Source organism: Ramlibacter pinisoli (assembly GCF_009758015.1).
GTDB lineage: Bacteria > Pseudomonadota > Gammaproteobacteria > Burkholderiales > Burkholderiaceae_C > Ramlibacter > Ramlibacter pinisoli.
This window is the reverse complement of the sequence record NZ_WSEL01000003.1, coordinates 679,587-691,862: the sequence shown is the minus strand read 5'-3', so window position 1 is coordinate 691,862 and position 12,276 is coordinate 679,587. Positions and strand designations below refer to the sequence as shown.

9 protein-coding genes are annotated in these 12,276 nt (G+C 72.8%); 4 read left to right on the top strand and 5 right to left on the bottom strand.

Annotated elements, in window-relative coordinates:
* Window positions 1-96 precede the first annotated feature (96 nt).
* The 4 genes from GON04_RS04480 (at window position 97) to GON04_RS04465 (ending at window position 6,575) form a co-directional block, all read left to right on the top strand.
* The gene (locus tag GON04_RS04480; RefSeq protein ID WP_157396760.1) at window positions 97-2,499 is read left to right on the top strand and encodes a DNA internalization-related competence protein ComEC/Rec2; all 2,403 of its coding nucleotides are present in this window, start codon (window positions 97-99) and stop codon (window positions 2,497-2,499) included.
* Window positions 2,500-2,563: 64 nt separating this feature from the next.
* Window positions 2,564-4,060: a circularly permuted type 2 ATP-grasp protein gene (locus GON04_RS04475; protein ID WP_157396759.1), complete on the top strand. Its 1,497-nt coding sequence runs from the start codon at window positions 2,564-2,566 to the stop codon at window positions 4,058-4,060.
* A gap of 2 nt (window positions 4,061-4,062) precedes the next feature.
* The gene (locus GON04_RS04470; protein ID WP_157396758.1) at window positions 4,063-5,022 is read left to right on the top strand and encodes an alpha-E domain-containing protein; all 960 of its coding nucleotides are present in this window, start codon (window positions 4,063-4,065) and stop codon (window positions 5,020-5,022) included.
* Window positions 5,022-6,575, top strand: a complete 1,554-nt coding sequence (locus tag GON04_RS04465) for a tetratricopeptide repeat protein (RefSeq protein WP_157396757.1) — start codon at window positions 5,022-5,024, stop codon at window positions 6,573-6,575. The genes GON04_RS04470 and GON04_RS04465 overlap by 1 nt, the downstream gene beginning before the upstream one ends.
* Before the next feature lie 15 nt (window positions 6,576-6,590).
* On the opposite strand, the gene GON04_RS04460 is transcribed toward GON04_RS04465, so the two are convergent.
* From GON04_RS04460 to GON04_RS04440, 5 genes are read right to left on the bottom strand one after another with little or no spacing between them, the layout of a single operon-like run.
* Window positions 6,591-7,217 (bottom strand): HD domain-containing protein, encoded by a 627-nt coding sequence (locus GON04_RS04460; RefSeq protein ID WP_198349216.1) that lies wholly within the window; start codon window positions 7,215-7,217, stop codon window positions 6,591-6,593.
* Window positions 7,218-7,222: 5 nt separating this feature from the next.
* Window positions 7,223-8,311: a lytic murein transglycosylase B gene (mltB, locus tag GON04_RS04455; protein WP_157396755.1), complete on the bottom strand. Its 1,089-nt coding sequence runs from the start codon at window positions 8,309-8,311 to the stop codon at window positions 7,223-7,225.
* Window positions 8,308-10,320: a transglutaminaseTgpA domain-containing protein gene (locus GON04_RS04450; protein WP_181653885.1), complete on the bottom strand. Its 2,013-nt coding sequence runs from the start codon at window positions 10,318-10,320 to the stop codon at window positions 8,308-8,310. Before GON04_RS04450 ends, mltB begins: the two co-directional genes overlap by 4 nt.
* Window positions 10,314-11,342, bottom strand: coding sequence for a DUF58 domain-containing protein (locus GON04_RS04445; RefSeq protein WP_157396754.1), 1,029 nt, complete (start codon window positions 11,340-11,342; stop codon window positions 10,314-10,316). Before GON04_RS04445 ends, GON04_RS04450 begins: the two co-directional genes overlap by 7 nt.
* Window positions 11,339-12,259 (bottom strand): AAA family ATPase, encoded by a 921-nt coding sequence (locus GON04_RS04440; RefSeq protein ID WP_157396753.1) that lies wholly within the window; start codon window positions 12,257-12,259, stop codon window positions 11,339-11,341. Before GON04_RS04440 ends, GON04_RS04445 begins: the two co-directional genes overlap by 4 nt.
* Between the last annotated feature and the right edge of the window lie 17 nt (window positions 12,260-12,276).

Sequence of the window (12,276 nt, the reverse complement as noted above, 5' to 3'; positions counted from 1 at the left end):
TGCACATCCGATGCGACGCCAAGGCTGGTGCGGTGCGCCTGTGCGCTCCCCCGGTCTGGGGAGGCGCGCCGGGCGCCGCGGTGCGTTGATCGGGGCATGTCCGCCTCGCCGTCCGGCCGCCTCTGGATGCCGCTCCTGGCCGGGGCGGTGCTCGGGCCGGCCCTGCAACTGCAGCAGGCGGCGCTGTGGCCGGTGCCGGCCTATGCGGGGCTGGCGCTGGCGGGCGCGGCCGCTCTGGCGCTGGGCGCCCGCCTGCGCGTGCGGCCACCCGCCCGGATGCTGACCTTGCTGGCCGGCGCGCTGCTGGCGTTCGCCCTGTGCGGCGGGCGTGCCCTGGCATTCCTGCAGGGCGCGCTCGATCCCGCGCTGCAGGGCGCCGACCTGGTGGTGACCGGCACCGTCGCGTCCATGCCGCAGCGCAACGAACTGGGGCAGCGCTTCCGGTTCGAGGTCGAGGCCGCGACCCGCGACGGTGCCACGGTCGTGTTGCCGCGGCGCCTGTCGCTGGCCTGGTACGCGGGCAGCTGGGCGCAGGCCTGGGAGGTGCCCGAGGCCCAGCGCGCCGGACCGCCGCTGCGCGCCGGCGATCGCTGGCGCTTCACGGTCCGGTTGCGGGCCCCGCACGGCAACCTGAATCCGCACGGCTTCGACTACGAGCTGTGGCTGTGGGAGCAGGGGCTTCAGGCGACCGGGGCGGTGCGCGCCGGTCCGGCCGACCCGCCGCCGCGCCACCTGGGGACCGGCTGGGCCCATCCGGTCGAGCGGGCCCGCCAGCGGGTGCGCGACGCCATCCTGGCGCGCGTGGCCGACCCGCGCAGCGCCGGCGTGCTGGCGGCCCTGGTGGTGGGGGACCAGAACGCCATCGACCGTGCCGACTGGGACGTGTTCCGGGCCACCGGCGTGGCCCACCTGATGTCGATCTCGGGCCTGCACGTAACCATGTTCGCGTGGCTGGCGGGGGCGCTGGTCGGCGCCAGCTGGCGGCGCAGCCCCCGCCTGTGCCTGGCCTGGCCGGCCCCGCAGGCGGCGCTGGCCGGCGGGCTGGCGCTGGCGACCGGCTATGCGCTCTTCAGCGGCTGGGGCGTCCCGGCCCAGCGCACGCTGCTGATGCTGGCCAGCGTCGCCTGGCTGCGGTTGTCCGGCCGGCGCTGGCCGTGGCCGGTGACCTGGCTGGCCGCCTGCGCCGTGGTGCTCACGACCGACCCCTGGGCGCTGCTGCAGCCCGGCTTCTGGCTGAGCTTCATCGCCGTCGGCGTCCTGTTCGCCACCGATCGCGGCGCGCTGCCGCAGGCGCCCGGGCTGGCGGCGCGCGCCGCGGGCCTCGTGCGCGAGCAGGCGATCGTCACGCTCGCGCTCGCCCCGCTGACGCTGGTGCTGTTCGGCCAGGTCGCGCTGGCCGGGTTGCTGGCCAACCTGCTGGCCATACCCTGGGTGACGCTGGTGGTCACGCCGCTGGCCATGGCCGGGGTGGCCCTGCCGGTCGCCTGGGACCTGGCGGCCTGGGCCGTCCAGGTCCTGGCCGCGTTCCTGCAGCTGCTGGCGGCGCTGCCGTCCGCGGTCTGGACCAGCCCGGCGCCTCCGGCCTGGGCCGGCGCGGCCGGCGTGCTGGGTGGCCTGCTGCTGGCGATGCGGCTGCCCCCGGCCCTGCGGTCGCTCGGCCTGCCGCTGCTGCTGCCGGTGCTCCTGTGGCAGGCCCCGCGGCCGGCGGCGGGCGAGTTCGAGCTGCTCGCCGCCGACATCGGCCAGGGCAATGCGGTCCTGGTCCGCACCGCCACCCACACCCTGGTGTACGACGCCGGGCCGCGCTACGGCGCCGAAAGCGATGCCGGGCAGCGGGTGCTGGTGCCACTGCTGCGGGCGCTGGGCGAGCAGGTCGACACCCTGGTGCTGAGCCACCGGGACAGCGACCACACCGGCGGCGCAGCGGCGGTGCTGGCGATGCAGCCGCGCGCGGCGGTGCTGGGCTCACTGGAGGCCGGCCATGTCCTGCAGCTGCTGCGGCCGGTGACGCCCTGTGCGGCCGGCCAGGCCTGGCGCTGGGACGGGGTGGCGTTCGAGGTGCTGCACCCGGCCGCCGCCGACCCCGGCGCGCCCGGCCGCACCAACGCCGCCAGCTGCGTGCTGCGGGTGGCCAACGGCCGCCAGGCGGCCCTGCTGGCCGGCGACATCGAGCAGCCCCAGGAGGCGGCCCTGCTGGCGCGCGAAGCCCCGTTGCAGGCGCAGGTGCTGCTGGTGCCCCACCACGGCAGCAAGACCTCGTCGAGCGCCGCCTTCCTGGACCGGGTGGCGCCGCGCTGGGCGCTGGTGCAGGCCGGCTGGCGCAACCGCTTCGGCCACCCGGCGCCGCCGGTGCTGGCCCGCTATGCCGAGCGGCAGGCCGTGGTGGTGAGGACCGACCGCTGCGGCGCCGCCTGGTGGTCGTCGGCCCGGCCGGATGCGGTGCGCTGCGAACGGGAGGAGGCGCGGCGCTACTGGCACCACGCGCCGGCACCGGATTGACCCTCGGATCGGGCCTTGCGCGGCCTGGTTATTGCTATCCTGTGTCCGGAGCAAACACCACGCCATGCAAAAGTTCGACGAGATGTTCCGGCAGCTGCCCGAAGACGGCCCGCTGCAGTTCCAGACCCAGTCCCTGGGCGGAATGAGCCAGACCCAGGTGCAGGGCGTGCGCGACCACTACCAGCGGTACGCCGGCTGGCTGGGGCGGCAGCCGCAGGACGCCCTGCGGGCCCGGCGCGAGGAAGCCGAGATGATCTTCCGGCGCGTGGGCATCACCTTCGCGGTGTACGGCGCCAAGGACGAGGACGGCGCCGGCACCGAGCGCCTGATCCCGTTCGACCTCATCCCGCGCATCATCCCGGCCCACGAGTGGGCGCAGATGGAAAAGGGCCTGGTGCAGCGGGTCACGGCCCTCAACCGCTTCCTGCACGACGTCTACCACGAGCAGGAGATCCTGCAGGCCGGCATCATCCCGGCCGAGCAGGTGCTGAACAACGCCCAGTTCCGCAAGGAGATGATGGGCGTCTACACGCCGCACCACGTCTACTCGCACATCGCCGGCATCGACATCGTGCGCGCGCCCGACGAGAAGGGCGAGGGCGAGTACTACGTGCTGGAGGACAACCTGCGCGTGCCCAGCGGCGTGAGCTACATGCTGGAAGACCGCAAGATGATGATGCGGCTGTTCCCCGACCTGTTCAGCCAGCACCGCGTCGCGCCCGTCGCCCACTACCCCGACCTGCTGCTGGAAACGCTGCGCGCCTCGGCCCAGCCCGGCGCCCCCGATCCCACCGTGGTCGTGCTCACGCCCGGCATGTACAACAGCGCCTACTTCGAGCACGCCTTCCTGGCCCAGCAGATGGGCGTGGAGCTGGTCGAGGGCCAGGACCTGTTCGTCAAGGACCGCTACGTCTACATGCGCACCACCCGCGGCCCGCGCCGGGTGGACGTCATCTACCGCCGGGTGGACGACGACTTCCTCGATCCCGACGTGTTCCGGCCCAACTCCACGCTGGGCACGCGCGGCCTGGTCGACGCCTACCGGGCCGGCAACGTGGCCATCTGCAACGCCATCGGCACCGGGGTGGCCGACGACAAGTCGATCTACCCCTACGTGCCGAAGATGATCGAGTTCTACCTGGGCGAGAAGCCGATCCTGAAGAACGTGCCCACCTCCATGTGCCGCAACCCCGAGGACCTGAAGTACGTGCTGGACAACCTGGACAAGCTGGTCGTCAAGGAAGTGCACGGCGCCGGCGGCTACGGCATGCTGGTCGGGCCGGCCGCCAGCAAGCAGGAGATCGAGGATTTCCGCCGGGCCCTGGTGGCCAACCCGGGCGGCTACATCGCCCAGCCCACCCTGAGCCTGTCGTCCTGCCCCACCTTCGTCGAGAGCGGCATCGCGCCGCGCCACATCGACCTGCGGCCGTTCGTCCTGTCGGGCAAGCAGGTGCAGATGGTGCCCGGCGGCCTCACGCGCGTGGCGCTCAAGGAGGGCTCGCTGGTGGTCAACTCGTCCCAGGGTGGCGGCACCAAGGACACCTGGATCCTGGAGGTCTGAGCATGCTGTCACGCACCGCAGACCACCTGTTCTGGATGGCCCGCTACACGGAGCGGGCCGAAAATACTGCGCGGATGTTGGACGTCAACTACCAGACCTCGCTGCTGCCGCAATCCGCCGCCGTGGCGCAGGTGGGCTGGCAGGGCCTGCTGTCCATCAGCGAGCTGGTGCCGTTGTACGCCAGGAAGCACGGCGAGGTGGAAGCGTCCCGTGTCATCGAGTTCATGGTGCGCGACGAGAACAACCCTTCGTCCATCGTCTCGTGCGTGCGTGCCGCGCGCGAGAATGCCCGTGCCGTGCGGGGCTCGCTGACCACCGAGGCCTGGGAGACGCAGAACCAGACCTGGATCGAGCTCAACCGCATGCTGCGCAGCGGCGAGTTCGAGCGCGATCCCGGCCAGTTCTTCGAGTGGGTGAAGTTCCGCTCGCACCTGTCGCGCGGGGTGACCGTGGGCACCATGCTGATGGACGAGGCGCTGCACTTCATGCGCCTGGGCACGTTCCTGGAGCGGGCCGACAACACCGCGCGGCTGGTCGACGTGAAGTTCCACGCCGTGCAGAGCGACTTCTTCGGCGCCGCCACCGCCCAGGACCAGGAGTACGACTTCTACCACTGGAGCGCCATCCTGCGCAGCGTCTCCGGCTTCGAGATCTACCGCAAGGTGTACCGCGACGTCATCAAGCCCGAACGCGTGGCCGAGCTGCTGATCCTGCGCCCGGACATGCCGCGCTCGCTGCATGCCAGCATGAACGAGGTGGTGTCCAACCTGCACATGGTGGCCAACGACCAGTCGGCCGAGACCGAACGCCGCGCGGGCAAGCTGCGCGCCGACCTGCAGTACGGCAACATCGACGAGATCCTGGCCACCGGCCTGCACGCCTTCCTCACGCAGTTCCTGGATCGCGTGAACGAGCTGGGCGGCCGCATCAGCCGCGACTTCCTGGTGCCGGCCACGATCTGATGCTGGCGCAGGCCGACGCCCTGCTGCGCGCGGGCCGCTTCCAGGAGGCGCAGGGCGCGTTCCGGCAGGCGCTGGCCCAGGACCCCCCATCCCTCGACGCGCGCCTGGGCCTGTCCCAGGCCTGCCTGGGTGCGGGCGACGTCGCGCTGGCCACTGCCTGGTTGAGCGACGCCTGCCGGCTCGCGCCGCGCCGGCCCGAGCCGCTGGTCCGGCTGGCCGAACTGCTGCTTGGCCAGCAGCAGTTCGCGCAGGCGCTGCCGCTGTACCAGCGCCTGTACCACGACATCGGCGCCCGCGACCGGGCGACGCTGCTGCACTACGGCTTCTGCCTCGAACAGGTGGGCGAGGTCGAGGAAGCCATCGTGCTGTACCGCGAAGCCGTCGGGCGCGAGCCCGGCTTCGTCGAGGCGCAGGTGGATCTCGCGGGCGTGCTGTGGCGGGTGGGTGACTACCAGGGGGCGCTCGCGCATGCGCAGGCGGCGGTGGCGCTGGCTCCGGACCATCCCTACGCCGTGCGCATCCTGGGCACCGCGCTGCTCAACCTCGGGCGGCTGGACGAGGCCGAGACTGTGCTGCGGCGGGCCCTGGTGCTCAAGCCCGACCTTGCGCTGGCCCAGGTCGACCTGGCCTTCACGCTGCTGCTGGCCGGGCGCATGCCCGAGGGCTGGGACTGGTACGAGAAGCGCTGGAACGACACCGCGCGGCTGCAGCGGCCGGTCTACTGGCGCGCCGGCTACGAGTGGCAGGGCCCGCAACAGCCGCTCGCCGGCCGCAGCATCCTGGTGTACGGGGAGCAGGGGCTGGGCGACCAGGTGCAGTTCGCGCGCTACCTCCCGCTGCTGCAGGCGCTGGGAGCCACGGTGCTCGCCGCGCTGCGGCCCGAGTTGCTGCCGCTGGTGGAGCGCAGCTTCCCGGGCGTGCGCGGCGTGACGGCCACCTCCGACGTGCAGGCCGACCTGCACGTCGCGCTGCTCGACCTGCCGCAGCGCCTGCGCACCACGCTGGACAGCATCCCGTCGCCGGCCCCCTACCTGCATCCGCCGGCCGAACGCCTGGCGCACTGGCAGCACCGGCTGTCGGCCTGGCCGCAACGGCTGCGGGTCGGACTGGCGTGGGCGGGCTTCGCGGCGCACGTCAACGACCGCAACCGCTCGCTGCCGCTCAGCCTGTTCCGGCCGCTGCTCGAGTCGCAGCAGGTGCAGTGCTTCAGCCTGCAGAAGAGCGCCGCCGGCGCCTACCGCGACATGGCACCGGCGCCGGGCCGGCTGCTGGATCTCACGGCGGAGTGGACCGATTGCAGCGACAGCGCCGCCATGCTCCGGCAGCTCGACCTGGTGATCACCGTCGACAGCGCGGTGGCGCACCTGGCCGGCGCGGTGGGCACGCCGGTGTGGCTGCTCCTGCCGCCCAACCCGGACTTCCGCTGGCTGCTGGATCGGGCCGACAGTCCCTGGTACCGGGGCATGCGCCTGTTCCGCCGCAACTTCGGCGAATCGCGGCAGGACCAGGTCGCCCGCGTGCTGCAGGCCTTGCAGGACCGCCTGGCTGCCTGACTTCGGCGCCGGCGGTCAGCCGGCCGCGCGCAGGCGCTCGAGCGAGCGCTGCAGGTTGGCGCGGGCGCGCGCCTCCAGGGCGTCGTGGAAGGCGGCGGTGGCGTACAGCCGCGGTTGCGCGAGGAACGCCTGGACCAGCGCCAGGCGGCCGGCATTGAAGGCGGCGACATCCAGGTGGCCGTATTCGGCCCGCACTTCCTGCTCGTAGGCATCGAAGCGTGCCGGTGCCGCGCCCAGGATGGCGAGGTCGATGTCCAGCAGCAGTTGCGTGTCGGGGTCGTCGCCGCGCCGGGTGTGGTGGGCGGTCGCCCGCACCAGGTCGGCGATGCGGTCGGCCGCCTCGGCCGGGCAACCGGCGGCCAGCACGCTGTCGTGGGCCCATTGCGCACTGCGCTCCTCGTTGTCGGTGCGCCGCGGGTCGTAGACGGCGTCGTGGAACCAGAGCGCCAGCTCGACTTCGGCGGGGCGCCGGGCCAGCATGGCCGCCGCCTCGAAGTTCGCCAGGCCCTCGCGCAGGTGCTGCAGCGTGTGGTAGCGGCGGTGCGGCTCGCTGTAGGCGGCCAGCAGCTGGTTGAGCAGCCCGCCGTTGGCGGTGCCGGCGCCCAGCTCGCCCCACAGGCGGCGCCACGAGTTCAGGTTCATCTCGCTCATGAGCCGCGCTGCAGGGCCTGGCGCACCTCGCGCCCGAGTTCGATGACGGCCATCGCGTAGTAGCTGGACCAGTTGTAGCGGGTGATCACGTAGAAGTTCTCGGTGCCGGCCACGTAGCTGGGAGGCTCGTTGCCGTTCTGCAGTTCCACCAGCGCGAGCGGGCCGGTGTGCTGCACCGCCGTGTCGTCCAGCAGGGCGCCCCTGGCCAGGAAGCTCGGGACGCTGAACGTCGGCAGGATGTCGGGCGCCAGCAGGCCTTCCATGTCGACCCGCTCGGCATCGAACGTCACCGGGTAGTGGGTGGGCATGCCGGGCTGCCAGCCGTAGCCCTTGAAGTAGCTGGCCACCGAGCCGATGACATCGGCCGGGCTGCGCCAGAGGTCGATGCGGCCGTCGCCGTCGAAGTCGACGGCCCAGCGCGCCCAGCTGCTGGGCATGAACTGCGGCATGCCCATGGCACCGGCGTAGCTGCCCAGGGGCTTGGTCGGGTCGACGCCGGAGCGCTGCTGCAAGGCCAGGAATTCCTCCAGCTCGCCGCGGAAGAACGCGGTGCGCTCGGCGGCACGCGGGTGGGCCGGGGGGAAATCGAACGACAGGGTGGCCAGCGCGTCGAGGACCCGGAAGTTGCCCATCTGCTGGCCATAGATGGATTCGACGCCCACGATGCCGACCACGATCTCGGGCGGCACGCCGTACTCGCGTTCCGCGCGCTCGAGCGCCTCGCGGTTGGCCTGCCAGAAGCGCACGCCGGCCTGGATGCGCACCGCGTCGATGAACCGGCTGCGGTACAGGGTCCAGTTCTTGGGCGTGCCGGCGGGAGGCGGCTGCATCAGCCGCACCACCACCGGCAGCAGCTGCGCCTGCGCGATGGCGGCGCGCGTGCGCCCGCGGTCCAGGCCGCGCCGTTCGGCCAGCTCGTCGGCGAACTGCATGGCGTCGTCGCGTGTCGCGTAGGGCGTGCCCTGGCGGACCGGCGCCGCGCCGTTGCCGGTCTTGCGGGCCGTGGCCTTGGCGGCCAGGGTGGTGGCGGGCAGCAGGAGGAAGGCCGCCACGGCGGCGGCAACGAACAGGGAGACGCGGGTCATCGGGCGGCGGGCCAGGGCAGGCGGTTCAGTTCGCGCTGCAGCGCGGGTAACTCGGTGGGGGGCCGGCGTGCATAGCGCTGCGCCTCCAGGCGCAGCAGCCAGTCTGCCAGCGCCTGCGCCTCGTGGCCGAAACGGTTGGTGACGGCCTGCGCGAGCTGGCGTGGCCCGCCGGCCGGCGGCACCACGACGCCCTCGCGCGCCAGGCGCTGGCGCACGCGCGCCAGCAGCCGCAGCCAGGGGTCCTGGCGGCTGCGCTCCCAGCGCGCCCAGGCTGCGCCGCCCAGGGCCACGGCGACCACGATGGCGATCAGCAGGAACGTCAGGTCCTGCCAGTTCGGCGACTTGAAGCCGAGGTTGCGCAACAGGTCCAGCTGCTTGCTTTGGGTGTAGTTCAGCACCCACTGGTTCCAGCGGTTGTTGACCGCCTCCCAGCCCTCCCGCAGGCTGCCCAGCAGGCCGGGGCTGACGGTGCCCAGCGCCGCCGCGAACACCCCCTGGGGCGGCAGCAGCCGCTGCAGCGAGCCGGTGCGTGACGGCGCGACGTAGGCGGTGGGGTCGACCCGCACCCAGCCGAGGCCGGCCAGCCACACCTCGGCCCACGCATGGGCGTCGCTCTGGCGCACCGTCCACCAGCCGTCGATCGAGTTCAGCTCGCCGCCCTGGTAGCCGGTGACCACCCGGGCCGGGATGTCCATGCCGCGCATGAGCACGACGAACGCCGAGGCGATGTGCTCGCAGAAGCCCTGCTTGCGGTCGAACCAGAATTCGTCGGCGGTGTGCTCGCCGTACACGCCGGGGTCGAGCGTGTAGACGTAGCCGCCGGTGCGCAGCCGCTGCAGCGCCGCATCGACCAGCGCCGGCTTGTTGGCCGCCCCGCCCGGGACCTGCGCGATCAGCTGGCTGGCGAGCTGCAGCGTGCGCGGGTTGAACGACGGCGGCAGCTCGCGGTACTGGATGGGCACGCTGAAGGGACGGGCGTCGGCGGCGGCGCGGTAGGCGACGTGGCTCTCGGCGCTGTAGCGGACCAGGTCGGTGACCGGGCGGCTGGCCACCCATTGCAGCTCGCCGCCGCTGATCGCTTCCAGACCCGCGCCGCTGGGCCGCTCGGTGGCGGCGTCCAGCACCAGCAGCCAAGGCCGGTTGTTCGGCTCCAGCATGACCGCGTAGCGCACCGCGGGGCCCAGGCCCTCTAGCCGCACCGGCGGCAGCAGGCCGGCCGCGTAGGCGCCGATGCGCGGCACGAGCGGGCGCCACACGCGGCCGTCGAAGGAGGACAGGACCGGGCCGCGGAAGTACATCTCCGACGGTGCCGGCAGCGGGCCCTCGAAGCGCACCCGCATCGCGACGCTTTCCTCCAGCGCGAGCTGGGCCACGGTGCCCACCTGCATGGTGGCCGACAGGCCGGTGCGGCCGGTCATGCCGTCGCCGGGGATACCCCACAGCGGGGCAAGGCGCGGGAACAGCATGAACAGCACGGCCATCATGGGCGCGCCCAGCAGCGCCATCCAGCCGGCGGTGCGCGCGGCCTGCAGCAGCGGCGGCCGGCCGACCGGCATGTGGGCGTTGACGAGGGCCGTCAGCAGGCCCAGCAGGCCGACCAGCATCGCTCCCGCCGTCGGCAGCGACTGCGAGAAGAAGAAGTTGGTCAGCATGGTGAAGAAGCCGAGGAAGAACACCACGAAGGCATCGCGCCGGGCGCGCAGCTCCAGCGTCTTCAGGGCCAGCAGCACGACGATGAGCGTCACGCCGGCATCGCGGCCGAGTAGGGTGCGGTGCGACAGCAGCGTGGCGCCGATGGTGGCGGCCAGCAGTGCCAGGACCCAGCCGTTGCCGGGCAGCGGGTCGCCGCGCACCGCCAGCACGCCGCGCCAAGCCAGCACGGCCGCGGTGAGGCCGATGCACCACCAGGGCAGCTGGCCCAGCTGCGGCAGGATCAGCCAGGCGATCACCGCCAGCAGGAACAGCGTGTCGCGCGCCTCGCGCGGCAGGGTCTGCAGCCGCCCTAGCACAGCGCAAGCGCCTCCAGGCAGCGGCGCCGGTGGGCTTCGCCGGCATCGGGCCGCAGCTCGTGCCCGGGCAGGCGCAGCCCGTAGTCGAGCCCCAGCTTGTCGGCCTGGATGACCCAGGCGGCCAGGCGCGCGAGGCGGGCTTCGGCATCCACCGATCCGGCGCGGGCGAAGTCGAGCCAGAGCTCGCGCCGCTGGGCCTGCTGCGTGTCGCGGCTGACCAGCTCATCGCTCTTGGCGGCCTTCTTCCAGACCACCAGCTTCAGCGGGTCGCCGCGCCGGTAGCCGCGCACGCCCTCGAACTCGCCGGTCGACTGCACCCGGGCCGAGCCCGCCGTGCCGGCGCGCGGCTCGCCTTCCGGCAGCGGCGGCGGCACCGCCTCCGGGGTGGGATACACCAGCACCTGGGCCGCGGGCCGCCAGACGGTCCAGACCCGGAAGGTGCCGAGCGGGAAGCGGGTCTCTGCGGTGAGCGGCGGCACCCGGTGCAGGCCGCGGCGCAGCGGCTGGAAGGCGACCGACACCGTCGCGCTGCCCTGGCCGGGCACGTCGATCCAGGCCCAGCGGTCGTCGTGCGCGTCATCCAGCACGGCCAGGCCGATGCCGTAGCGCGTCGACTTGCGCCCGTTGCCCAGCACGATGCGCAGCGGCGCGTGGCTGCCGGCGAACACCGGATCGGGCGCCGCCAGCGTCAGTGTCAGGCCGCGCAGGGTGGCGTGGCTCACGTGCATGCCGACCACGGCGCAGCCGGCCAGCAGGAAGGTGAGCAGGTAACCGAGGTTGAGCTGGTAGTTGATCGAGGCCACCAGCAGCACCAGCAGCGTGGCCACCAGCATCAGCCCCGGGCCCGTCGGCAGGATGTAGACGTTGCGCTGCGTCAGCGTGAGCATGTCCGACAGCGGCAGGCGGGCCTGCCACCACTGGCGAAAACGCTGACGGACCAACTGCACGGGATTGAGCGTCGCGTGTCCGGCGTCCGGCAGTGTGCGCTCGACGCCCAGGGCCGGACGCGGGACGGTGCTCATGGGAGCGGCACCGCCTCCAGCATCGCGCGGACCTGCTCCAGCGGGCCGCGGCCGGCGTCGCCCACCGGCACCAGCCGGTGCGCGATGGTCTGCGGCAGGATGGCCTGCACGTCGTCGGGCGCCACGTAGTCGCGCCCGCTCAGCAGGGCCTGGGCCTTGGCGGCGCGCACCAGCGCGATGCCGGCGCGCGGCGACAGCCCCTGCAGGAACCAGCGGCCCGAGCGGGTGGCCGCGACCAGGTCCTGCACGTAGTTGAGCAGCGGGTCGGCCGTGTGCACCTCCAGCACGCGCCGCTGCAGCCAGTCGAGGTCCAGCGGGGTGAGCAGGCCCTGCATGCCGACCACCATGTCGCGCCGGTCGGCGCCGGACAGCAGCTGGCGCTCGGCCGCCCGGTCGGGGTAGCCCAGCGAGATGCGCATCAGGAACCGGTCGAGCTGCGATTCGGGCAGCGCGAAGGTGCCCAGCTGGTCGTGCGGGTTCTGGGTGGCGATGACGAAGAAGGGCGAGGGCAGGGCGCGGGTCTCGCCCTCGATGGTGACCTGCTTCTCCTCCATCGCCTCCAGCAGCGCGCTCTGGGTTTTGGGGCTGGCGCGGTTGATCTCGTCGGCCAGCAGCACCTGGGCGAAGACGGGGCCGGGGTGGAAGACGAAGGCCTCCTTGCCCCGCTCGTACACCGAGACGCCCGACAGGTCGCTGGGCATCAGGTCGGCCGTGAACTGCACGCGGGAGAAATGCAGGCCGAATGCCCGGGCCAGGGCGTGGGCCAGGGTGGTCTTGCCGACCCCGGGCACGTCCTCGATCAGCAGGTGCCCCCCGGCCAGCAGGCAGGCGACGCAGTCGCGCACCTGGGACGGCTTGCCGACGATCACCGTGTTAAGCTGGTCCAGCAGGCCCTTGAGCTTTTGTTGTGCTTCCATCAGGGCATGACGTTATC

What these genes read in the sequence shown, in the direction of transcription:
- GON04_RS04480 (WP_157396760.1), top strand. Translation starts at nt 97, where the DNA reads ATGTCCGCCTCGCCGTCCGGCCGCCTCTGGATGCCGCTCCTGGCCGGG.
- GON04_RS04475 (WP_157396759.1), top strand. Translation starts at nt 2,564, where the DNA reads ATGCAAAAGTTCGACGAGATGTTCCGGCAGCTGCCCGAAGACGGCCCG.
- GON04_RS04470 (WP_157396758.1), top strand. Translation starts at nt 4,063, where the DNA reads ATGCTGTCACGCACCGCAGACCACCTGTTCTGGATGGCCCGCTACACG.
- GON04_RS04465 (WP_157396757.1), top strand. Translation starts at nt 5,022, where the DNA reads ATGCTGGCGCAGGCCGACGCCCTGCTGCGCGCGGGCCGCTTCCAGGAG.
- GON04_RS04460 (WP_198349216.1), bottom strand. Translation starts at nt 7,217, where the DNA reads ATGAACCTGAACTCGTGGCGCCGCCTGTGGGGCGAGCTGGGCGCCGGC.
- mltB (WP_157396755.1), bottom strand. Translation starts at nt 8,311, where the DNA reads ATGACCCGCGTCTCCCTGTTCGTTGCCGCCGCCGTGGCGGCCTTCCTC.
- GON04_RS04445 (WP_157396754.1), bottom strand. Translation starts at nt 11,342, where the DNA reads ATGAGCACCGTCCCGCGTCCGGCCCTGGGCGTCGAGCGCACACTGCCG.
- GON04_RS04440 (WP_157396753.1), bottom strand. Translation starts at nt 12,259, where the DNA reads ATGGAAGCACAACAAAAGCTCAAGGGCCTGCTGGACCAGCTTAACACG.